The sequence below is a fragment of the Oceanobacillus phoenicis genome (assembly GCF_047238145.1).
GTDB lineage: Bacteria > Bacillota > Bacilli > Bacillales > Amphibacillaceae > Oceanobacillus.
On record NZ_JBDFME010000001.1, the window covers coordinates 2,974,210 to 2,997,384 of the forward strand.

The window sequence follows — 23,175 nt, forward strand, 5'->3', positions numbered from 1 at the left end:
AATTTCAACTAACATTAAATAGAGGAAGCACGAACCGCCCCTCTAATGAAATAAATGGTTACTTTATGATTTAAGTATTCTCAAATTCCTTATCTGCTTGATAGACAAACGCAAACACTTCAGCAACTGCCATGTATAATTCATCCGGAATGGATTCATTAATGTTTAATTCTGCAAGTATTTCTACTAAAGATTCATCCTTCATAACCGGAATATTATTTTCTGTTGCTCGCTGTATAATTTCCTCAGCGATTAATCCCTTGCCTGTTGCAGTAACTTTTGGAGCAATATCTTTGTCTTGATTATAACGAAGTGCTGCTGCCTTATGTCGTTTTTCTATCATACTCTAAAATCCACTCCTTGATATGATGATAACTGATGATATCGCTTTTCCGAATGTTCTTTGCCAGTTTCGTACAAACTATCCATTGGTTTAATATGCACAGATGATAGTTTGTAATCAATTTGTTCCAAACCTTGATTTAAATTTGATTTTATCGGTCCTACAAATTTTTCCAAATTGGTGAAATTATTATAAATCGTAACGGTTACATTTCTTTTTTGCACATGCATATCAATCACTGTATCTTTTAAGTTATTCAAACTTAAATAAAATAAAACGCGACAAAACTCCGGATCAATCTTTCCATCTTTTGTTTTTTTGCTTTCAAATTGTAAATCGATATCTTTTGCTAGTCCTAATTTTTGAGCTGGTATTTGTAAAAATGCTTGTAAAAATCCATTAGATTCTGTTACAGAGTTAATTTGAATCCCTTGTATATGATTTAAAAGCTGTTGCGCTTTTTCAGCTAAACTACCGTTACTAGTCTGGACAAGTTGTATTAATTGAGCTTTCACATTATTTATATCGATTTGCTGATGAGCTAATTGATGTTCATAATTTATACCTGCACGTTGATTCATCCATCGTATTTGCTGTAAAAATAATTGCTGAATGCTTCCCAACTGTGGTGAATTATTTAGTACAGGATTTTGTAATGATTTCAACATCTTATCCAGTTCATGGTAGGTATTAGGATTATTTAATGTTTCTAAAAATTGCCTCGGTTGTCCTTTTATCATAGTTTCAGAAAGCCGAAGGGACATAGATTCTGGTAATAAATCCATTAATTTTTGGATAGTACCGGCATTTTTTGACTGCATTAAAACAGCTTCATTCGCATGTAACAATGAACGAGTGAGCTCGATTATTTTTGATTGATTTGTTGTTAATTGGTCGAGTCCTCTCATTAATGATGAATGATTCATAGAAAAAGGAAGTGCTCTACTACCTTCTATTAATGATTTTGATGTATTTTCCATTGACATCCATCTTTGATTCCAGTCATTTTTAGTTATAGTTGATGAAATCAATCCAAGATTTTTAAATATATGATATAAGTTTCCGTTAGTTTGAGTGTTATTTACATCCGAAGTCATATATTTAACTAATGACATATTTTCTGTTTTAAATCCCGAATTTACTTGTTCAAGTTGATATAAAAGAGGGGTATATTTTATGTTCTGATTTCGGCTATCCATTAATAAAGCTTCTATCGAATTACTAATACCACCAGAAAATAATTTCAATGTCGATTGAAAAACAGTATTGGAAATAGGCAACTTTTTTTCCATTAAATTATGTAATATCCCGAACTGTTGTTTCACCGGTATTTCTTTGGCCACTTTTGATTGCAGTAAATCGACAGCTTGTACAAATGAGTTCCGATTAAATGGCAGTTGCTGTTTAATTAATGATTTCATAAATGCTACTGATATCTTTGTCGGTTTTATACCTAACTGTTGAATCAATTGTATTGCAGATTGCTCCGAATTATTTTTTACGTTACTTGCTAATACTTGGAGATGAAGCATTTGATCTTGCATATGTTTAACTTGAAAATGGTATCGTTCACCTATATTTAGAGGCGCCTCCAATTGAGCAATCATCTGCTTGCCAGCTAAGTTAATTTGTGCTTTATGATCAGGAAAAAGCTTTACTACCTTCCCTTGAACAACATCTCCAGTTTTCAACTGTTGATGTGATGGTGAATGTATCTGTTGTACCGTTTTATCACCTAATAAACGATGAATGCTCATGGAATTACCTCCGGTTATTATTTCAGTGATGCAATTGGATATTTATGTACAGGCGCAAACGAATACCGATGATATGGAGTCGTACCATATTTTTCTAATGCTTGGAGATGTTCTTTTGTACCATAACCCATATTTGAATTAAATCCATATACTGGATATTTTTCATGTAATTCTTTCATCCAATTATCACGTGCGACTTTTGCTAAAATACTAGCTGCTGCTATATGTACACTTGCAGAGTCTCCTTTAATAATCGCTTCATATGTACAGTTTATTCCCTCTAACGGGACAGCATCTATTAAAGCATGATCTGGGTATGGGTCCAGTCCACTAATTGCTTGTTTCATCGCCTGTTTTGATGCTTCATATATATTAATTTTATCAATAGTGGTATTATCGATAAAAGAAATTTGATAAGCGATTGCATGTTGTTTAATGTAGTCACTATATGTATTTCTTTGTTCTTCAGACAATTTTTTTGAATCATTAATACCCAATAATTCAAAATCCTTTGGTAAAATAACTGCTGCAGCAACTACTGGACCAGCTAATGGCCCCCTCCCTACTTCATCCACACCAGCAATATAATCATTTCCATTACCATAAGCTTTATTTTCATAAACATTCATCTTAATAAACGCTTGTTTTAAAGCCTCTTGTTTTTCTTGTTGTTTTTCATAACGTTTGAGTATTGCTTGCACACCTTTTCGACTATCTTTATATAATTCTTCTATTTCTACGTTAGTTAGTTCACCATTATTTAATTGTGTTTTTATACTTGCAATAGAAGCTGGTTTCATATTTTCACTTCTTTCTTTATTTATCGGCTCATTATAGTTAAAAATAAAATAGGGTAGTTTCTCTATAAAATTGTTGGACAGGAAGTACCTTAACACAAGCAAACATCCATGAAGATGACAATATGCCAACTATTCATGGATGTGCTATTTTGTGTTCTTAATATCAGGTATCTATTATGATACAGGGTTGTTCTCTGGTTGTTCCAAAGTTATTGATCCTAATCTCCCAACACGTAAATCACGGATAACAATATCAGCTACCTTATCATAGTTCACATGGCCACCGCTTTCCAAAGCGCCTCTAACTTTACCTATGGATTCAAACACTTCAACCATATCTTCCACTTCATCTAATTGATACCTGTCTTTTAATTGGTTTGGATAATGTTCTGCCATGTAACGAATAATAAAGGCGGTTACATCAGGTAGTGGTAACAATTGGTCTTTAATCGTGCCAATTGCAGCAAGACGATACCCTACAACTTCTTCCTCAAATTTTGGCCAAAGTATCCCTGGAGTATCTAGTAATTCAAAGTCTTTTTTTACTTTAATCCAAAGCTGTTGTTTCGTTATTCCTGGACGATCTCCCGTTTTAGCTATTTTTTTATTTGCTAAACGATTAATTAACGTTGATTTTCCGACATTTGGTATTCCGACAATCATTGCTCTTGCAGGACGAGGCTGAATACCTTTTCGTTTTAACTTCTCCATTTTTTCTTGTCCAAGTAATTTTGCATGTTGGATTACCTTTTGAATATCTGCTTTATTATTTACATTTACATCAATGGCTTGAATGCCATCCTGTTTAAATTGTTCTACCCATCGTTTGGTGACCTCTTGATCTGCAAGGTCTTTTTTCATAAGTACAATTAATTTCGGTTTATTATTTAACACTTGTTTTAGCATTGGATTTTGTGATGATAGAGGTGCTCTTGCATCTACTAATTCGATTACAAAATCAACTAGTTTTAATTTCTCTTCTACTTCTCTTTTTGCTTTTGCCATATGGCCTGGAAACCATTGTATAGCCATTATTATTCTCCTTTTCCTATCAGATGAATTCGATCAAATGGCCAGTAAACAAAGCTTGCTTTTCCCACTAGTTCTTCCATTGGTACAACACCTATCATTCGAGAATCGGTAGAATTACTACGATTATCTCCTAATACAAATACGTGTCCTTCTGGAACTACATCATAATTTCCTGGAAGCTGTTCCAGAGTAAAATCATTCGTGAGTGTTTGGTATGATTGCAAGTTTTCTTTTTGCTCATCTAAAAACGGCTCTTCTACTTCTTCTCCATTAATGTACAACGTATTATCTTCAACAGCTACATGCTCCCCTGGTAAAGCGATAACTCTTTTAATGAAATCTTTTTGGGTAGGAGCGTGAAACACAACAATATCAAACCGTTCTGGTTCACCAATTGTATAAGATAATTTATTGACAATCATTTGATCACGGTCATGTAACGTCGGGAACATCGACGGCCCTTCCACTATTATTGGCGCAAATAGAAACATTCTAACAAGGAATGCCAGTCCAAAAGCTAATAATAGTGCTTTGATCCAATCTAACCATTCGTTTTTCTTCTTATTTTCTCTATCCCTAGCCATCTAGTCCCCTCCGTGTCTTATCTTTCTACTATATATTGTAAGCTAAATATATGTTTCTAGACAACTCAAATCTAATCGATATGTAAAAAGGAGCTTCTGCTATCAGTAGCAAAGCTCCTTTTCTTTCGTTTATCGTTGTTTGCTCGACTCTTATCGACGTTCTTTAATACGAGCTGCTTTTCCACGTAGATTACGTAGATAGTAAAGTTTCGCACGACGTACAATACCGCGACGAGAAACTTCAATTTTATCAATTCTTGGTGAATGTAATGGGAATGTACGTTCAACACCTACACCGTAAGAAATTTTTCTTACTGTAAATGTTTCGCTAATTCCTCCGTTTTGGCGTTTAATTACAACACCTTCAAACACCTGGATACGCTCACGGTTACCCTCAACAACCTTCACGTGTACTTTTAAAGTATCACCAGGTCGAAAATCAGGATGATCCGTACGTAATTGATCTTTTGTAATGTCAGCGATTAATTGTTGCATGACTTTCACTCCTTCCAAACTAATGCTCTTGAACAAGTAAGAACAGCGGAACATCGTTTATCGTACTTATACGCACATAAGCACAATTATTAATATACCATAATCAAATAGATAGTTCAACTAGCTATTTATAGAATGTCATCGGATTTATTGTTATTTAACATTTTGTTGTCTTCATCTGTCAATTCGATTTTATCTAATAGATCGGGACGACGGTTTAATGTTCGAAATAGAGATTGTTTCTTTCTCCAAGTGGCTATATTAGCATGATTTCCAGATAGTAAAACATCCGGTACTTTATATCCTCTGAAGTCAGCTGGTCTTGTATAATGCGGGTGTTCCAAAAGACCTGTGGAAAACGAATCCTGTGGTGCAGATTCTTGATTCCCTAAGACATCTGGTAATAGTCGAACTACACTATCCACTACTACCATCGCACCTAATTCTCCACCTGTTAGAACATAATCACCAATCGATATTTCATCCGTAACGATATGTTCTCTAATACGCTCATCATAACCTTCATAGTGTCCACAAATAAATATTAAATGATCTTCTTTCGCAAGTTCTTCGGATTTTTGTTGTGTTAATGTCTCTCCTTGGGGACACATCAGAATTACCCTTGGATTAGAATTTTGTTTCTTTTTTACCGCCTCAACCGCATCGAAAATCGGCTGTGGAGTCAGTACCATCCCTGCTCCACCACCATAAGGATAATCATCAACTTTTTGATGCTTATTCTTACTATACTCCCTAAAATTAACAAGCTCGTAAGTAAATTGTTGCCGTTCAACAGCTTTATTCAAAATAGAGGACTGAAATACTCCATGGAACATTTCTGGAAATAATGTCAATATATCAATATGCATTAATCAAGCATTCCTTCCATTAATTGAATCTTGATTAATTGGTTATCAATATCTACTTCTTTCACAACCTGTTCAATATATGGTATTAACAAATCTTTAGCTTTTACACGCTGTACAACCCATACATCATTTGCTCCTGGGGAAAGTATTTCTTTTACTTTTCCCAATTCCGCCCCGTCAGTTGTAATTACCTTACAGCCAACAATTTCATGATAATAATAAGCATCTTCTTCCAAATCAGTTAATTGATCTTCATCGATAGACAACATCAACCCCTTAAAAGCTTCAACATCATTGATATTTCCATACCCTTTAAACTGTATAAGGTCAAAACCTTTATGGACCCGATGCGTATCAATTGTTAATGGCTTATAATTATTTTCATCTTGTAAATACACCTTATTTCCCGGGGTAAATCTATCTTCAAAATCCGTAATACGCACAACCTTCACTTCACCACGTATACCATGAGTATTTACAATCTTTCCTATGTTAAACTTAGCTTCACTCATTTTAGATCACCTACTTTATTCATCAATACGTATAACCTGATCGTCTTTAATAATAATTGCTTGTTCCTTCATCAGTTTACTCCAATTCGCGCCAGCTTCGACCTCAACAAGAGCCTCAACCTCATCTTCAATAATTTCACTTCCAATTTCTATTTCATTTAGTTGGTCAATTTTAAAATCAAGAAGCTTAATTTTTTCTTTTCGATTATTAATTTCTTGTTCAAATCGTTCTTCTATCTCTTGATGATTTACAGATGCTTTATGCTGTAGCTTACGCTTTTCAAACTTTAATTGTTGACACTCTTGTTCAAGACGCAATTTATGATTATAAAAGCCTTGGTATATACGCTGTTTACTTTTTTCCGTAACAACTTGTTTCACTGTAATTTTTTTTACTATTTTCACTGTACCTACAGCTCCTACCCTACACATATTGATTTTTATATTTCACAAAAAATATCACAAGGTATAAGTACAAACTTTATTATATAGCAACTGAATCAACTTTATAATCAATTAAGTTGAATTAAACCCTTTTTTATCAAGTTTGGCAATTAAGAATAAGACTATAGGCTGCTTTGACCATTGAACTGAAGTATAAAAAGGGAAAGAAGAACCCGATAGTTGGGTCAACTTTCCCTTTACATAATATCCAAATAAATACGTTTATTACCTTCCGTTTTTGCAGCATAGACAACTGTTCGAATCGCTTTAGCGATTCGACCGTTCTTTCCAATAACTTTTCCTACATCATCTGGGTGTACTGTTAGATGGTATACAACTTTAGACTCTTCTTCAGTCACATCAATAACAATATGTTCCGGATAATCAACTAACGAGGCAACAATCGATTCTATTAGGGCTTTCATGATATCACACTACTTATTTTGAATTTTTTTGTTCGTGGAATTTTTTCATGATGCCTTCATTTGAGAATAGATTACGAACAGTATCACTTGGTTTAGCGCCTTTTGACATCCAATCAAGAGCTTTCTCTTCATCTATCTTAACTTCTACTGGATTCACAACTGGATTATACGTACCAATCTGTTCAATGGAACGACCATCACGTGGAGAACGTGAATCAGCTACTACAATACGATAAAATGGGTTTCTTTTAGACCCCATACGTTTTAAACGAATTTTTACTGCCATGCTTTGCACCTCCAATAAATTGTTTTTCATTTTTAAACTTAGCTTATCACCATACCTTAATGGCGATTGCCTTAGTTGTAGTTAATACAGGCAATAACTTTTATCCTGACAAGTTTAAATTCTATCAGAAATATAAAAGCCTGTAAAGTGTTTTTCCATTACAAGGTTATTTTAGTATATAACAACCTATAAATCAAGGGTTACATGAAAGGTAAATTAAATCCGCCTTTGCCCTTTTTCCCTTTTTGCATATTAGTCATTTGTTTCATCATTTTTTTCATCTCATTAAATTGCTTGAGTAAACGATTCACTTGTGCAACCGATGTACCTGAACCTTTTGCAATACGCTTACGACGGCTGCCGTTAATAATGCTTGGTTCTTGACGTTCTTTTTTAGTCATGGATTGAATGATTGCTTCCACTTGACCAAGTTGTTTTTCATCGAATTGTGCATTTTTTAATCCTTTCATTTTTCCTGCTCCAGGAATCATGTCCATCAATTCGTCTAGTGGTCCCATTTGCTTCACTTGTCCCATTTGTTCTAGGAAATCATCAAATGTAAAGGACATCGTACGCATTTTTTCTTCAAGTTCTTTTGCTTGCTTTTCATCAACATTCGTCTGTGCTTTTTCAATTAATGATAATACGTCTCCCATACCTAAAATCCGAGAAGCCATTCGCTCAGGATGGAAAGCTTCTAATTGATCTAGTTTCTCTCCCATACCGGCAAATTTAATCGGTTTATCCGTAACTGCTTTAATGGATAAAGCAGCACCTCCACGAGTGTCACCATCAAGTTTTGTTAAGACAACTCCAGTAATATCCAATTGTTCATTAAAGCTCTCTGCAACATTTACTGCATCTTGACCTGTCATTGAGTCGACAACAAGAAATATTTCATCTGGTTTTACATCATTCTTAATGGATTGTAATTCACCCATTAAATTCTCATCTACATGCAATCGTCCAGCTGTATCAATAATCACATAGTCACGATGGTCTTCCTTTGCTTGTTCGATTGCTTTATGTGCAATATCAACAGGGTTCGCTTCCGTTCCCATTGAAAACACAGGCATATCTAATTGAGTTCCTAATGTCTCTAATTGCTTAATTGCAGCAGGTCGATAAACATCACATGCGACGAGAAGCGGATTCCGATTGTGTTTTTTACGTAAGTGATTAGCAAGTTTACCAGTTGTTGTTGTTTTACCTGCACCTTGCAAACCAACCATCATGATAACAGTAGGAGAACGGTCAGCAACAGCAATCTTACTTTGCTCACCACCCATTAATTGGGTTAATTCATCTTTTACTACTTTTATAACTTGTTGGCCAGGAGTTAAACTTTCCATTACCTCTTGTCCAATTGCACGCTCTTTGATTCGTGCAATTAATTGTTTTACTACCTTAAAGTTAACATCTGCTTCCAATAACGCAAGACGAACTTCTCTTGTCATTTCTTTTACATCTTGCTCAGATACTTTCCCTTTACCTGTTATCTTTTTAATCGTACTCTGCAGGCGGTCAGCCAATCCTTCAAACGCCATAGAAGGTGTCCCCCTAATCTAAGTCTTTTAGTTTTTGAATATACTCATGTGCATTGTTATCAGTTGTCAGTAATTTCAACTCGTCTAACAGCTTAACACGTTGTTCAAACTTTGAATATAAATGAAGTTTCTCTTCATATGATTCAAGCATTGTTTCTGTTCGCTTTATATTATCATAAACTGCTTGTCTTGATACTTGAAACAACTCGGAAATTTCCCCTAAGGAATAGTCCTCTAAATAATACATCTCCATGTAATTTCGCTGTTTCGGTGTCAATAGTTCTTGATAAAAATCAAATAAATAATTAATACGTGTTGTTTTATCTAACAATGGAAACACCTCTTGTTAAGTGATTTTCCTTTACGAACATCATAGCGAACAGAATGTTTTATTGTCAAGGAAATACTAGATTAATCTTCTTTTGCTTCAATGTCTATATCTGAAAATAAACCATACACAAATGCAGACGCATCAAAACGTTGTAAATCGTCTATTTTTTCTCCTAACCCTACGAATTTCACTGGTAATTGTAATTCATTTCGAATAGCTAAGACAATTCCACCTTTTGCAGTTCCATCTAATTTGGTTAGTACAATTCCTGAAACATTCGTAGCATCAGAGAATGTACGAGCCTGATTAAGTGCATTTTGACCTGTTGTAGCATCTAATACTAGCAATACCTCATGAGGAGCACCTGGAATTTCCCGTTCAATCACACGTTTTACTTTTGACAATTCATTCATTAAATTTACTTTGTTTTGTAACCTACCTGCTGTATCACAAATCAAGACATCTGCATTACGAGATTTCGCGGCTTGAATCCCATCATAAATTACAGCAGCTGGGTCACTACCTTCGCTCTGTTTAATAACCGGTACATTTGCACGCTCTCCCCATACTTCTAATTGATCTATTGCACCTGCACGGAATGTGTCTCCTGCAGCTAACACAACATTCTTACCCTCTTGCTTTAATTGATGCGCCAACTTCCCAATACTCGTAGTTTTACCAGCACCATTGACTCCAACAACCAATATAACTTTTAAACCAGCACCATCTATTTGAAGCTTTTCAATCGAATCGTCTTCTTCTCCATAATAAATCTCCACCAGTTTCTCAGAGATAACGTCTTTCATTTGCTCGGAATCTTTTATGTTTTGGCGCTTAACTTCCATCTTCAGTTCTTCTACAAGATCCATGACGGTTGTAACACCAACGTCTGCAGTGATAAGTACTTCTTCTAATTCTTCAAAAAAGTCCTCATCTACTTTTCGATAACGAGCGATTAAATCATTTAATTTTCCAGAGAAAGAATTACGCGTTTTTTTCATTCCCTCTTGATACTTTTCTGTAACCTCTTTCGTTTCATCATCTTGCTTAAACTTTTGTTTCAATTTATCCATAAATCCCATCCGTACATACCTCCTATGAACTCATTAATTCCTTTGTATCTTCAAGCCGAACAGAAACTAATCTCGATACCCCAGATTCTTGCATCGTAACTCCGTATAATACATCTGCCTCTTCCATTGTACCTTTACGGTGAGTAATCACAATAAATTGTGTTTCTTTGCTATATTGTTTTACATATTTAGCAAATCTAGCTACATTTGCTTCGTCTAATGCTGCTTCTACTTCATCTAAAATACAAAATGGTACTGGTCGAACCCTTAAGATTGCAAATAATAAAGCGATTGCTGTTAAAGCCCGTTCTCCACCGGATAATAATCCGAGATGCTGTAATTTCTTTCCGGGTGGTTGCGCTATAATATCAATTCCCGTCTCTAATAAATTGTTTGGATCAGTTAGTTTTAACTCTGCATGTCCACCGCCAAATAAATGTACAAACACAGTTGCAAATTCATCTTTAATCTTATTAAATGTTTCTTCAAAGCGATTTTTCATTTCTGTATCCATCTCGCTAATAACCGAATATAATGTCTGCTTCCCTTCAACAAGATCATTTTTTTGTTCTGACAAAAAATTATATCGTTCAGAAATACGTTCAAATTCTTCAATTGCTCCTAAATTAACAGTACCTAGTCTTTCAATATCTGCTTTTAACCTGTCCACTTCTACTTGAGATTGTTGTATATTATCTACCTTATCAAATTCTTCACAAGCTCTCTCATACGTCATGGTGTAGTCTTTTTCTAATTGGCTTAATCGGTTCTCTAATTCTACATCAAGTCGATTGGATTTTACTTCTGCCTGCTGTTTTTTTTCATTTATTTCTTCAAGTTGTTGATTTGCTTTTTTCAATTGTTCATCTAATTGATCCAAATAATAAACTTGTTGCATTCTTTTTTCTCGTTGCTCAGCAATTTTCGTCGAGGTTTCTTGTTTTTTCTTTCGATTTGTTTCTATAATTTCGTCTATTTGTTCCTCCGACTCATCAGATGTATGGATTTCATCTAGATTTTTTAATTCAGCAACCTGATCATCTTTGCGCTCTATAGCTTCCGCATATTGATCTTTCAATTCTTTTGTTTTTAACTGTTGATGCTTAAGCCTCTCTTCTTGCTCTGCTAACAAAACTTGCAAATGATGATACTCATCTTGAAGCTTTTCTCGATTTTCTTTCCAAAGAGATTCTTCTTCTGTTAACTTATCGATTTCTGATTGTATTTTCTCCAGCTGTTGTTGAATCGAATCTAATTCAATCATTAATTGGTCTTTCCTCGTTGATAGTCGATCAACGTCTTTTGCATATTGTTGTTTATCCAAATCGTAAATGGACAAATTATCATTAACAGATGTCAATTTTATATCTAATTCATTGATCGTATTTCTTTGAGCTTGTAATCTTTCTTGCAACGTAGACTTGACTTTATCCCCTTCTGAAATTTTGTTGTCAAGCTGTTGGACTAACTCTTTACGTTTTTTTACTGTATGTTCAAATTGAAGAGCTTTTTGTTGAAATTCTTCCAATCGCTCTGAAATATCTTGTAGATCTTTTTCTCTCGTAAATAAAGATTGGTTCGATTTTTTTTGTGCTCCACCAGACATCGATCCGCCGGGGTTAACCACATCCCCTTCCAAAGTAACGATTCGGTAACGACGTTGTACTTGCTTGGCAATTTCATTCGCATCTTTTAATGTTTTTGTGATAATTACATGACCCATTAAATGATTAAGCACTTTTTTATACTTTTTATCAACTTTAATTAATTCTGCAGCAATACCTACAAAACCTTCATGCGTTTTAATCTTTTCTATCCATTCATTTGAAATAAATCTTTCTTGAATGGAGGCTAACGGAAGGAATGTTGCACGACCGTTATTAGTTTGTTTTAACCAACCAATTGCTTTTCTTGCCGATTGATCATCCGTAACTACAATATGCTGTGCTTGACCACCTAATACGGTTTCCATCGCAGTCACATACTGTTTTGGGACTTCCGTTAATTCGATAACCGCACCTTCAATACCTTGAAGCTTGTTGTCTTCCCTTGCCTTTAAGATGGACTTTACACCGTGAAAGAAGCCTTGGTAATCTTCTTTCATTTCTTCAAGCATTTCTTTTTTTGATTTTAGTTTTTCAATGTATTGGTACCCTTGATACAGTTTAGACTGTACATCTTCATAATTTCCTCGCTCTGACTGTAGCTCTAGCTTTACAGACATCATTTCCTTTTCTTTTGCTTTTAATTCCGTATCAATTGTTTCTAATTCCTGTTCAGCATCGTCTTTCTCCAATTGCAATTGCTCTCTTTTTGTTACAAGATCTTTGAATTTTGATGATTGATGTTCATTTTTTTGATCTATTTGTTCCGTTTGTTGTGATACAGATTGTAATTCATTTCTTTTAGCCGCTTGTTGGTTTAACAGCTCAATATATTCGGATTTTAAATCTTCAATTTGGTCTGCAATTTTTTCTTGACTCGTAGATAACTTTTGATGAAGTATTTCCACTTTTTCTTTCGTTTGCTTTTTGGATTGTTGAATGTCTGTTAATTTACTTTGCTCCATTTTTAAATCATTAGCAAGTACATCAATTTGTTGTTCGATTTCATGTAGCTGTTGTGTTAACTTTTCTCGATTTTCACCGAAATGCTTCGACCGTTCATCGAGTAATTGTTTTCTACCTTCATATTTTTCTAATTGTTCAGTAGATTGTAATAGCGTAGATTGTAATTTCTCTAACGATTCATCTATACTTGAAGAAACTTGTTTTTGTTCAAATAAATTATTTTCAATTGACTTCACTTGCTGTTGCTGTTTTACTTGATTATTTTTTTCTACCTCTAAATCTTGTAATACGACTTGCCAATCCGCATGAATTCTTTCAATTTCTGTTATTAATAGCGACACTTCTGTATCTCTTAATTGTCCATGTAATTGTTGATAGCGATTTGCACGTTCTGCTTGCTCTTCCATAGGATCAATTTGTTGTTCGATCTCATAGATAATATCTTCTACACGATTTAAATTTTCCTGTGTTTCTGCAAGTTTATATTCTGCTTTTTTCTTTCGCTGTTTATATTTTAAGACTCCAGCAGCTTCTTCAAATATCGTTCTTCTTTCTTCCGCCTTAGAACTTAATATCTCTTCCACTTTTCCTTGACTAATAATCGAAAAAGCTTCTCTCCCTAAGCCTGAGTCCATAAACAAATCAATGATATCTTTTAACCGGCATGGTTGTTTATTGATATAGAATTCACTTTCTCCTGATCGATAGACTCGTCTTGTTACACTAACTTCTTCATAATCCAGTGGAACTCGCTGATCTTGATTATCAAGTACTAGCGTGACCTCAGCAACATTTAATGCTTTTCTTGTATCACTACCCTGAAATATAATATCTTCCATTTTAGAGCCACGTAGTGATTTTGCAGATTGTTCCCCTAGTACCCAACGTATTGCATCTGTAATGTTACTCTTTCCACTTCCATTTGGGCCAACTACCGCTGTTACTCCGGAAACAAAATCAACACTTATTCGTTCTGCAAATGATTTAAATCCTTTACTTTCTAAACGTTTTAAATACATTATCATTCTCCTATTTATAAACCAGCTGTTCTCGCTTTTAGGTTACCTTGTCAAAATGGCTTAGATTTGATTCATTTATGTAACTTAGAATCGGTATTCAATTATGTAACTACTTAAACTTTAAAATAACATCTTTGAGACTGCATAAATATTCTATGTAAATGACTTATTATATACCTATTCTATCTGTTTTTAACTAATATATTTTACCATATTATCGTTATTTCGCATATGGTTGAGACCAATTGGTTCCTATATTTCGTCAATTTTGACAGATAAGTAATGCATTTTATTAATTCTATGAAAAATAGTAGTCTTGAATGTATCATCCTATGTTATGATTAAAACGAAAAGGTAAGTAGTATTTGAAGGAGGAAGATGATGAATCTAGATCAACCTAACACGGAAAATATGAAATATATTTTGGATACACTATCAGAGGAACTTCAAATTGTTAATCGATCGATTATGGAAGTGGAAGATTACAACCTTGATAAATATGAGGATCTAAAGATGATGTATGAAATGGTGAAAAGTAAAGGGCAATTAAGCGCACTTGAAAAACAAGCATTTATCCAAGAATTATCAAGTATACGTAAATAATATACATAAAAATCTCAAGGGGAATTTTTACCTTGAGATTTTTTATTAACTCTTATTGATACCATCTAATGCATTTTTGGCAGCTCGTTGTTCCGCTTCTTTTTTGGTACGTCCAGTACCATTTCCAGCAGCTTTCTCTTGAATAACAACTTCTGCAACAAATTCTTTATTATGAGATGGTCCCTTTTCTTCGATGATTCTATATTCAATTTTTTGATCTTTATGTTGCTGAACAAATTCTTGTAATTGACTTTTATAATCCATCGCATGCGAAAAAGCACCCGTTGTTAATTTAGGAAAGACATGGATATTTAAAAACTCCAGCACATTGTCAAAACCTTGATCTAAATAAAGCGCTCCTAGAAAAGCTTCAAAAGCATCTGCTAAAATGGCAGGTCTTTCTCTCCCTCCAGTTTGCTGTTCTCCTTTACCTAACCGAAGGAACTTACCAAATTCCAACTCTTCTGCAAAGTTTTTCAAGGAAGGCTCACATACAATTGCCGCTCGAAGTTTAGTCATTTCACCTTCTGGCATATCCTTGTTATTACGATATAAATACTGTGATACAGCTAATTCCAAAACTGCGTCTCCTAAAAATTCGAGACGCTCATTATCTGATAATCGTTGTTTCCGATGCTCATTCACATACGATGAATGGGTAAAGGCTTCCTTTAACAATGCTTTTTGTTGAAAAGAGATACCTAAGTGTTCCTCCAATGGACGTATATCCATTTAGACACCTCCTATTAATAAAATGAAACTTATATAAGTGACGGATTTATTCTCTCTTCTAATCGACGGAAACAAGTGCAAGTTCGTCACCTTTGAACTGTGGTAACTCATCCTAAAAACATTTACAATAAATAAATTAAGAAGAGGTTGAGACAATAAAAGTATTTAAATAAAGATAAAGCAAAACACAACATTTTCTAATATACTTCACTTTTCCTTTGAGAAGACAGCCCTCCAAAGATTAACGTATATTTCCTTCGCTATGCTATACTATCTGCCTTTAAAACTCTTTATGATATCCCAACCTCTAAAGAAAACGATTATTCACTTAAGCTTTGCTGTTTATGTAGTCTACAGCATCACCTACTGTATTTATTTTTTCAGCATCTTCATCTGCGATTTCCATATCGAATTCATCTTCTAATTCCATAACAAGCTCCACCACATCTAGAGAATCTGCATCTAGATCATCTTTGAAAGATGCTTCCATAGTTACTTTAGCTTCTTCCACATCAAGGCGATCAATTATAATTTCTTTTACACGATCAAATACGTCTGCCACTTCCTTCACCTCCTTTCAAAGATTGTCCATATAAACCATTCCATAGCTTAAACTTTAGCTATGTCATTGTATTACATCACCATACCACCGTCAATATGAATGGTTTGACCAGTAATATAATTGGCATCTTCTGTTGCTAAGAAACGAACAACTCTTGCAACATCTTCCGGTTTACCAAAACGCTCTAATGGCACAAGACTCAAGAGTGAATCTTGTTGTTCTTTACTTAATTGATCAGTCATATCTGTAGAAATAAATCCTGGAGCTACAGCATTCACTAAAATATTTCGAGACGCTAATTCTTTCGCGGTTGTTTTTGTTAATCCAATAACACCTGCTTTTGCAGCAACATAATTTGCTTGTCCTGGATTACCACTCACTCCTACTATTGATGCAACATTTATAATCCTGCCAGATTTTTGTTTCATCATTTGACGCGTTACTGCTTTTGTACATAAGAATGTACCTTTTAGATTTGTTTGCACTACTTGATCAAATTCATCTTCTTTCATCCGCATCAAAAGATTATCTTTTGTAATTCCTGCATTATTCACAAGGATATCAATAGAACCAAATTCATTTGTAACTGACTTCATCATTTCTTTCACTTCTGATTCTTTTGAGATATCTGCCTGGATTTTGAACGAACGGACACCAAGACCTATCACTTCTTGAACTACTTCTTCTGCTTTGGCTTCACTTCCTGCATAATTCACCACAACATTTGCACCTTGTTTTGCAAGTTCAAGTGCAATAGATTTACCTATGCCTCGAGAAGCTCCTGTTACAATCGCATTTTTTCCTTGTAGCATTTATGCTTCCTCCTCATACCATTCCATAAATTTATCTAGTGATGCCTGATCTTGAATTACAAATGTAGGCATTTTACGATTAATTTTTCTTACTAAACCTGATAAGACTTTCCCTGTCCCAACTTCCACAAATGCATCTACACCATTTTCTATCATTTGATTAATTGACTCTTCAAATCTAACCGGAGAATACAGCTGCTTTAAAAGCAATTCTTTTAATTCTCCACCAACTGATGTAGCATTTGCTGATACATTTGCATATACCGGTGGTTTTGCATCACTAATTTCAATATTATCTAAATACGTAGCAAATTCATCATTTGCTGCTTTCATTAATCTAGAATGAAATGGTCCACTTACATTTAAAGGAAGTACTCGTTTTGCCCCTTTACCTTTTAAGAGTGTGGTTGCCTGTTCTACGCCTTTTATAGATCCAGATATAACAACTTGTCCTGGACAATTTAAGTTAGCAATATCAACTATTTCATCTGTAATTTCTAATAAAGTAGCTTCAATCGTAGTTGCGTCAAGACCTAGTACTGCAGCCATCGTTCCTTGCCCTTTCGGAAATGCTGCTTCCATTAAACGCCCCCGTATTTGTACCAACGATATAGCCTCTTGCCATGTAAATGCCCCTGAAGCAACTAATGCACTATATTCTCCTAAACTATGACCAACTGTCATCGTAGGGTTTACTCCACGTTCTTCTAATAACTTTTGAACAGCTACACTCGTAAGTAAAAGTGCTGGTTGTGCATTTTCTGTCTGCGTTAACTCATTTTCAGGACCTTCAAACATTAATTGTCGAATATCTTTATCTAATATCTCGTTTGCTTCTGAATAAAGCTCTTGGATCTTTGGATTTGCATCATATAAATCCTTCCCCATCCCGACAGTTTGTGATCCTTGTCCTGGAAACATGAATGCTACTTTTTTCACGTTTACTCCTCCTCTACACTCCCTATAGATTCAACTGTAGTTGTTATCGTTGGTGTAACATCAAATTCCACCATGTGTTTTGCTTGCTTAATAGCATTATAGATTGCTCTTGCATTGGAAGAACCATGTGCTTTAATTACCGGGGCAGCAAGTCCAAATAAGCCTGCTCCACCATATTCAGAGTAATCAAGCTTATCTTTTAATCCTCCCAAGTCCTTCTTCACTAATGCAGCAGCTAACTTTGTTTTGGTAGAAGACATTAACGTTCCTTTTAAAAGGGAGAAGATTGTATCTGCAGTGCCTTCAATCGTTTTTAGCGCAATATTTCCACTAAATCCATCGGTGACTACTACATCTGCAACGCCGTTTAAAATATCTCTTGCTTCCACATTACCTACAAAATTAATTGGTGCAGATTGCAATAATTCAAAAGCTTTCTTTGTAAGATCATTACCTTTACCATCTTCGGTCCCGACATTTAGAAGTCCTATTCTTGGCTGTTGAATCTTTCTTACCTTTTCAGAATAAATAGACCCCATAATTGCGTATTGCAGTAAGTGGTCTGGTTTAGCGTCTACATTTGCTCCAACATCAAGCATTAAAAACCCTTTACCATCAACCGTTGGTAATGTTGGACTTAGTGCTGGACGATCGATACCAGGAATTCTTCCAACTACAAACAGTCCTGCGCTCATTAAGGCTCCCGTATTCCCAGCAGAAATACATGCCTCAGCTTCTTTTTCTTTAACCGCATTTGCCATTAGTACAAGTGAAGCATTTTTCTTTCTTCGGACTGCACGGACTGGTTCATCTTCACTCGTAATTACTTCTTCTGTATGTACTATTGTGATATTTTTATCATTCGTTAGATGAGGGGTAATTTGACTTTCATCACCATATAAAGTGATTTCAACATCTAATTCCTTTACAGCATCCATTGCACCGAGAACAATTTCTTTTGGCGCATGGTCTCCACCCATCGCATCTATCGCTAAGCGCATATTAAATTTCTCCTTTATCGTTACTAGAATGGAACATGAAAAACTCACCTGTAAATACAAGTTCATTTTCTACATAGCTATTCACTTCTACAATTGTCTGATCTCGATTGTCTTTTCCTTTTACGATAGCTTTTGCAATAACACGTTCACCTTCATTTACCTGTCTCGTGAATTTCAGATTTGATTTTGCTGTTAAAGCAAGTTCATCATTGATAACAGCAACGGCTAGTGAATTTGCTTGGGCAAATATATGATGCCCACGAGCGATTTTATTTCTAGAAAATACTAAATCTGGCGTAATATCCATAATTGATATAGCACGTTCATCTAACTCTAAATCAATTACTTCTCCAATGACTTCCTCTAAAGGCAAAGCTTTAACTGTTTCATTCCATTGATTAGTGGCCACGTGTTTTATTCTCTCTCTTAGTTCTGGAATAGCTAATTCCATTCGATCCAGACGAATCGTCTGAATGCTTACTTGAAATTCTTTTGCTAATTGCTCATCCGTTACAAAAGGAGTTAATTCTATTTTTTCTTTAAGCATACTCTGACGTTCAACTTTAGATCTTTTCATCTGCATCAACTATCTTTCATTCAAATTTAAGACTTGGTACTAATAGTAATATATAATAGTCAGCTTATTTATGCAAGCTATCTATTAATCCAATTTTTCCATACGATCCATTTCTTCTTCCAAAAGGGAGCGAACTCCTTGATAACCTTCCTCTTCTAAAAGATTATCTTCAATAATTATCGATGCATCATCCCTCGCCGTCTCAAGCGCTCGATAATCATGTACCATATCTGCTACTTTAAACTCTGGCATACCACTTTGTTTTTTACCAAAAAAGTCCCCAGGTCCTCTTAACTGTAAATCTTGTTCTGACAACTCGAATCCATCTGTAGTCTCCGTCATTATTCGCATTCGTTCTTTCCCGATTTCTCCTTTTGGTTCAGCAATAAGAATACAATAACTTTGCTTCTCACCGCGTCCTACTCTTCCCCTTAATTGGTGTAGTTGTGACAAACCAAAACGCTCTGCATCATATATAATCATTATAGTCGCATTCGGAACGTTCACACCTACTTCGACTACCGTTGTAGAAACTAGTACTTGAATTTTATTTTCTGCGAATTCACGCATAACGTCTTCTTTTTCATTTGTAGCTAATCTGCCATGCATTAATCCAATTTGAACATCACCAGAGTAATAAGCTTCAAGTTGATGATATAATTCTACTGCGTTCTGTATATCTAGTTTATCTGATTCTTCAATGAGCGGACTTATTACATATGCTTGTTCGCTTTCCTCCACACGCTTTCTCACAAAGTCTAATATTCGATCAAAGGTATTCGCTTTAACCCATAACGTTTCTATTTCTTTGCGCCCTGAAGGGAGTTGGTCAATTACGGATACATCCATATCACCAAAAGCTGTTATTGCGAGTGTTCTAGGAATTGGTGTAGCTGTCATAAATAAAACATCTGGATGTAAGCCTTTGTCACGTAAGACCCGTCTTTGTTCTACACCGAAGCGATGCTGTTCATCAACGATTACTAATCCTAACTTTCTAAACAACACATCATCTTGAATCAATGCATGTGTACCTATGACTATATCTATCTTCTGATTTTCAATTTTTTCGGTCAGTTCTCTTCTCTTTTTCCCTTTTACAGACCCTGTTAAGAGCGCAATTTCAGCTCTATCACCAAACATTTGCTGCAAGGATTGAAAATGTTGTTCTGCTAAAATTTCTGTAGGCACCATTAACGCCCCTTGTTGACCAGACGTCACGGATGCGTACAAACAAATAGCAGCAACAGCCGTTTTCCCTGAACCAACATCCCCTTGAAGCAAACGATTCATTCGATATGGATCCTTCATATCATCTAATATTTGCTTAAGTGCTCTATTTTGTGCATCTGTCAATTCAAATGGAAAGCTCTGTATAAAAGATGTCAATTTCTCATGATTAAAATCTTGGCGATTACCAGTTGTAGATTCTCGATGTTTTTTACGAAATAGTTGCATTTTTAATTGAAAAAGCAAAAATTCTTCATATATAAATCGCCTTCTGGCATGTTTTAACTCCACACGATTTTTTGGGAAATGCATTGTTTTAACCGCATTCTCACGGCTTGGTAGTTTGTATTGCTCCAAGTATTTAGCAGGAAGTATCTCTTTTATTTCTGTTAGAGACTCTTTTAATGTATTAGAGATAAGTTTTTGAAGTTTATAGGATGTAAAATCACCTTTTACGGAATAAATTGGCTTAATAGCGCTTTTTTCTTCCATCCTACCTAATTGATAGTTACTGACCGTTATTTGCAAACGGTGCGCATCCCATTTTCCAGTTAAAGTAATCCAACTTTGTTGCGTTATTTGTTTTTTAGCGAATGAACGATTAAACATGACAGCCTTTACCGCGACACCATCAACTTCTACGGTAAAGGAAAGCCTAGATTTTTTTCTTCCATAAAAAGTAAGGGAAGGGTCATGGACCACTTTCCCTTCTATCGTTACTTTATCATCATGAATTAATTCATGTAGAGGTTTTTTTTCAAAAATATCGTATCGATAGGGGAAATATTCCAACATATCCTCTACAGTATAGATATTCATCGTCGCTAATTGTTCGGCAACTTTTTCTCCAATCCCTTTTACATCAGTTATAGGTTTTTGTATCACTTAAATCACACTCTCTTTACACGGATACCCCAAATATTTTCTCTTTTAATAAACGACCAGTTGGCGTATCAGCTAATCCACCTTCTCCTGTTTCACGCAGACTTGATGGCATTTGCTTTCCAATACGGTACATCGCTCCAATAACTTCATCACAAGGAATTCTACTTTCGACACCTGCTAATGCTAAATCAGCAGATACTATTGCTAATGAAGATCCTCCTGCATTACGTTTAACACAAGGTACTTCTACTAAACCTGCTACAGGGTCGCACACTAGTCCCAGCATGTTTTTTAAAGTCATTGCAAACGCATGTGAAGATTGTTCTGGTGTTCCCCCAGCCATTTCAACAATAGCAGCAGATGCCATCGCACCAGCTGAACCTACTTCTGCTTGACAACCACCAGCTGCCCCCGAAATAAACGCATTATTTGCAACAACAAAACCGAATGCCCCAGAAGTGAATAAATAACGAATCATGTCCTCCCGACTCGGATTAAGTTGTTCTTTTACGGCAAATAGTGTTCCTGGTACACATCCGGCACTACCTGCAGTTGGTGTTGCGCAAATTATTCCCATTGCCGCATTCACTTCATTGGTTCCCATTGCCTTACTTACCGCATCCATCATTAAATTTCCTGACAAAGGTGTTTTTTCTTTCATATATTTTTGCACTTTAACAGCGTCTCCACCTGTTAATCCTGTTACAGATTCTACTCCTTTTAACGCATCATCAATTGCGTTTTCCATTACCTGAAGATTCTTTTCCATTTCTGCCATTACTTGTTCTCTCGACTGTTCTTTTACTTCCATCTCTTGTAAAATCATTACTTCTGATATCGGTATTTGTTTTTCATTCGCCATATCAACTAATTCTTTAACTGTCCGAAACATCTTCAAACCCTCCTTTGAAATCCATTCATCGAAACTTAACTTACAATTTTTGAGATTGAAATGATATGATCTGCTGCTTTTAATTCCTTTAGTATGGAATCTTCTATATTTTGATCAACTTCTATTACCATTAAAGCTTCTTTTCCAACATCTTTCCGGTTAACTTCCATATGTCCAATGTTTATTTCGTGTTTTGCAAGTATCCTCGTAACGGAAGCGATTGCACCAAATCGATCATTGTGCATAATTAAGATCGCAGGATGATTTCCTGACAATCGTAATTCAAAACCGTTTAATTCAGTGATTTCCACTTTTCCTCCACCTATAGAAATTCCCATTAATTCTTGCTGGTCTTTTTCATCACCAATAATAAGCCGAGCAGTATTAGGATGATCTGCTGAGGCACTGTCTTCTATAAATTCAATTTCTAATCCTTCATCTTCAGCAATTTTTAATGCATCATTCATACGAGGATCATCTGTTTCAAAACCTAATAATCCCCCGGCTAACGCAAAATCGGTACCATGACCACGATACGTTTTTGCAAATGATTCATAAAGATGAATTTTCGCCCATTTAGGTTGTTTTCCAAAAAGATTCCTTGCTGCTTTCCCTATACGTGCAGCACCTGCAGTATGTGAGCTAGATGGTCCAACCATAACCGGACCGATTATATCAAACACTGAATTATATTTCATGTGTTGTCACCGCCTATTTACTTTATTAAGCTCTTCTTACTTCATCAGTATAACAAAAATCCCTATATTATTCATGAATCAAAACGAACATACCTTCTAATACTATAGTAAATTTGACTTTCCTTCTTCCTATCACTATAATATTTCTTTGTGGATA

The 23,175-nt window shown here is 35.2% G+C and carries 25 protein-coding genes; 1 reads left to right on the forward strand and 24 read right to left on the reverse strand.

Annotation, left to right across the window (positions count from 1 at the left end):
- Positions 1-70 precede the first annotated feature (70 nt).
- From ABC346_RS14920 to smc, 15 genes are all read right to left on the reverse strand, one after another.
- On the reverse strand, positions 71-343 hold the full coding sequence (locus ABC346_RS14920; protein ID WP_413235594.1) for an EscU/YscU/HrcU family type III secretion system export apparatus switch protein: 273 nt from the start codon (positions 341-343) through the stop codon (positions 71-73).
- A complete protein-coding gene (locus tag ABC346_RS14925) occupies positions 340-2,100 on the reverse strand; it encodes a hypothetical protein (RefSeq protein ID WP_413235595.1) in 1,761 nt (586 codons plus the stop codon). Before ABC346_RS14925 ends, ABC346_RS14920 begins: the two co-directional genes overlap by 4 nt.
- A gap of 17 nt (positions 2,101-2,117) precedes the next feature.
- A complete protein-coding gene (locus ABC346_RS14930) occupies positions 2,118-2,900 on the reverse strand; it encodes a ribonuclease HII (protein ID WP_413235596.1) in 783 nt (260 codons plus the stop codon).
- A gap of 174 nt (positions 2,901-3,074) precedes the next feature.
- The gene (ylqF, locus tag ABC346_RS14935) at positions 3,075-3,932 is read right to left on the reverse strand and encodes a ribosome biogenesis GTPase YlqF (protein ID WP_413235597.1); all 858 of its coding nucleotides are present in this window, start codon (positions 3,930-3,932) and stop codon (positions 3,075-3,077) included.
- 2 nt (positions 3,933-3,934) lie between these two features.
- Complete coding sequence (gene lepB / locus ABC346_RS14940) at positions 3,935-4,516, reverse strand: signal peptidase I (RefSeq protein ID WP_413235598.1); 582 nt, start codon at positions 4,514-4,516, stop codon at positions 3,935-3,937.
- 150 nt (positions 4,517-4,666) lie between these two features.
- Positions 4,667-5,011 (reverse strand): 50S ribosomal protein L19, encoded by a 345-nt coding sequence (gene rplS, locus ABC346_RS14945; RefSeq protein ID WP_413235599.1) that lies wholly within the window; start codon positions 5,009-5,011, stop codon positions 4,667-4,669.
- Positions 5,012-5,139: 128 nt separating this feature from the next.
- Entirely contained in the window at positions 5,140-5,880 is a 741-nt protein-coding gene (gene trmD / locus ABC346_RS14950) for a tRNA (guanosine(37)-N1)-methyltransferase TrmD (RefSeq protein ID WP_413235600.1), read from the reverse strand.
- On the reverse strand, positions 5,880-6,392 hold the full coding sequence (gene rimM / locus ABC346_RS14955) for a ribosome maturation factor RimM (protein ID WP_413235601.1): 513 nt from the start codon (positions 6,390-6,392) through the stop codon (positions 5,880-5,882). Before rimM ends, trmD begins: the two co-directional genes overlap by 1 nt.
- A gap of 15 nt (positions 6,393-6,407) precedes the next feature.
- Positions 6,408-6,797, reverse strand: coding sequence for a YlqD family protein (locus ABC346_RS14960; RefSeq protein ID WP_413235602.1), 390 nt, complete (start codon positions 6,795-6,797; stop codon positions 6,408-6,410).
- A 236-nt stretch (positions 6,798-7,033) separates the two neighbouring features.
- On the reverse strand, positions 7,034-7,261 hold the full coding sequence (locus ABC346_RS14965) for a KH domain-containing protein (RefSeq protein WP_413235603.1): 228 nt from the start codon (positions 7,259-7,261) through the stop codon (positions 7,034-7,036).
- 13 nt (positions 7,262-7,274) lie between these two features.
- Positions 7,275-7,547: a 30S ribosomal protein S16 gene (gene rpsP, locus ABC346_RS14970; protein ID WP_011065932.1), complete on the reverse strand. Its 273-nt coding sequence runs from the start codon at positions 7,545-7,547 to the stop codon at positions 7,275-7,277.
- Between the two features lie 200 nt (positions 7,548-7,747).
- Complete coding sequence (ffh, locus tag ABC346_RS14975) at positions 7,748-9,094, reverse strand: signal recognition particle protein (RefSeq protein ID WP_413235604.1); 1,347 nt, start codon at positions 9,092-9,094, stop codon at positions 7,748-7,750.
- Positions 9,095-9,107: 13 nt separating this feature from the next.
- The gene (locus ABC346_RS14980; protein ID WP_413235605.1) at positions 9,108-9,425 is read right to left on the reverse strand and encodes a putative DNA-binding protein; all 318 of its coding nucleotides are present in this window, start codon (positions 9,423-9,425) and stop codon (positions 9,108-9,110) included.
- 80 nt (positions 9,426-9,505) lie between these two features.
- Positions 9,506-10,507 carry a signal recognition particle-docking protein FtsY gene (ftsY, locus tag ABC346_RS14985; RefSeq protein WP_413235606.1) on the reverse strand — a complete coding sequence of 334 codons (1,002 nt, stop codon included), beginning with the start codon at positions 10,505-10,507 and terminating at the stop codon, positions 9,506-9,508.
- 13 nt (positions 10,508-10,520) lie between these two features.
- Positions 10,521-14,087, reverse strand: coding sequence for a chromosome segregation protein SMC (smc, locus tag ABC346_RS14990; protein WP_413235607.1), 3,567 nt, complete (start codon positions 14,085-14,087; stop codon positions 10,521-10,523).
- A gap of 381 nt (positions 14,088-14,468) precedes the next feature.
- Between smc and ABC346_RS14995 the strand changes: the two genes are divergently transcribed.
- The gene (locus ABC346_RS14995) at positions 14,469-14,690 is read left to right on the forward strand and encodes a DUF1128 domain-containing protein (protein ID WP_413235608.1); all 222 of its coding nucleotides are present in this window, start codon (positions 14,469-14,471) and stop codon (positions 14,688-14,690) included.
- Between the two features lie 45 nt (positions 14,691-14,735).
- Here the strand turns inward: ABC346_RS14995 and rnc are convergent, their stop codons facing one another.
- From rnc to sdaAB, 9 genes are all read right to left on the reverse strand, one after another.
- A complete protein-coding gene (gene rnc, locus ABC346_RS15000) occupies positions 14,736-15,422 on the reverse strand; it encodes a ribonuclease III (RefSeq protein WP_413235609.1) in 687 nt (228 codons plus the stop codon).
- A 328-nt stretch (positions 15,423-15,750) separates the two neighbouring features.
- A complete protein-coding gene (gene acpP, locus ABC346_RS15005; protein WP_413235610.1) occupies positions 15,751-15,984 on the reverse strand; it encodes an acyl carrier protein in 234 nt (77 codons plus the stop codon).
- A 71-nt stretch (positions 15,985-16,055) separates the two neighbouring features.
- Entirely contained in the window at positions 16,056-16,796 is a 741-nt protein-coding gene (gene fabG / locus ABC346_RS15010) for a 3-oxoacyl-[acyl-carrier-protein] reductase (RefSeq protein WP_413235611.1), read from the reverse strand.
- On the reverse strand, positions 16,797-17,735 hold the full coding sequence (gene fabD / locus ABC346_RS15015) for an ACP S-malonyltransferase (protein WP_413235612.1): 939 nt from the start codon (positions 17,733-17,735) through the stop codon (positions 16,797-16,799).
- A gap of 2 nt (positions 17,736-17,737) precedes the next feature.
- On the reverse strand, positions 17,738-18,736 hold the full coding sequence (gene plsX / locus ABC346_RS15020; RefSeq protein ID WP_413235613.1) for a phosphate acyltransferase PlsX: 999 nt from the start codon (positions 18,734-18,736) through the stop codon (positions 17,738-17,740).
- A gap of 1 nt (position 18,737) precedes the next feature.
- Positions 18,738-19,313, reverse strand: coding sequence for a transcription factor FapR (gene fapR / locus ABC346_RS15025; protein WP_413235614.1), 576 nt, complete (start codon positions 19,311-19,313; stop codon positions 18,738-18,740).
- Between the two features lie 84 nt (positions 19,314-19,397).
- A complete protein-coding gene (gene recG, locus ABC346_RS15030; RefSeq protein ID WP_413235615.1) occupies positions 19,398-21,428 on the reverse strand; it encodes an ATP-dependent DNA helicase RecG in 2,031 nt (676 codons plus the stop codon).
- A gap of 16 nt (positions 21,429-21,444) precedes the next feature.
- Positions 21,445-22,320 carry an L-serine ammonia-lyase, iron-sulfur-dependent, subunit alpha gene (gene sdaAA / locus ABC346_RS15035; RefSeq protein WP_413235616.1) on the reverse strand — a complete coding sequence of 292 codons (876 nt, stop codon included), beginning with the start codon at positions 22,318-22,320 and terminating at the stop codon, positions 21,445-21,447.
- Between the two features lie 35 nt (positions 22,321-22,355).
- On the reverse strand, positions 22,356-23,018 hold the full coding sequence (gene sdaAB / locus ABC346_RS15040) for an L-serine ammonia-lyase, iron-sulfur-dependent subunit beta (protein WP_413235617.1): 663 nt from the start codon (positions 23,016-23,018) through the stop codon (positions 22,356-22,358).
- Between the last annotated feature and the right edge of the window lie 157 nt (positions 23,019-23,175).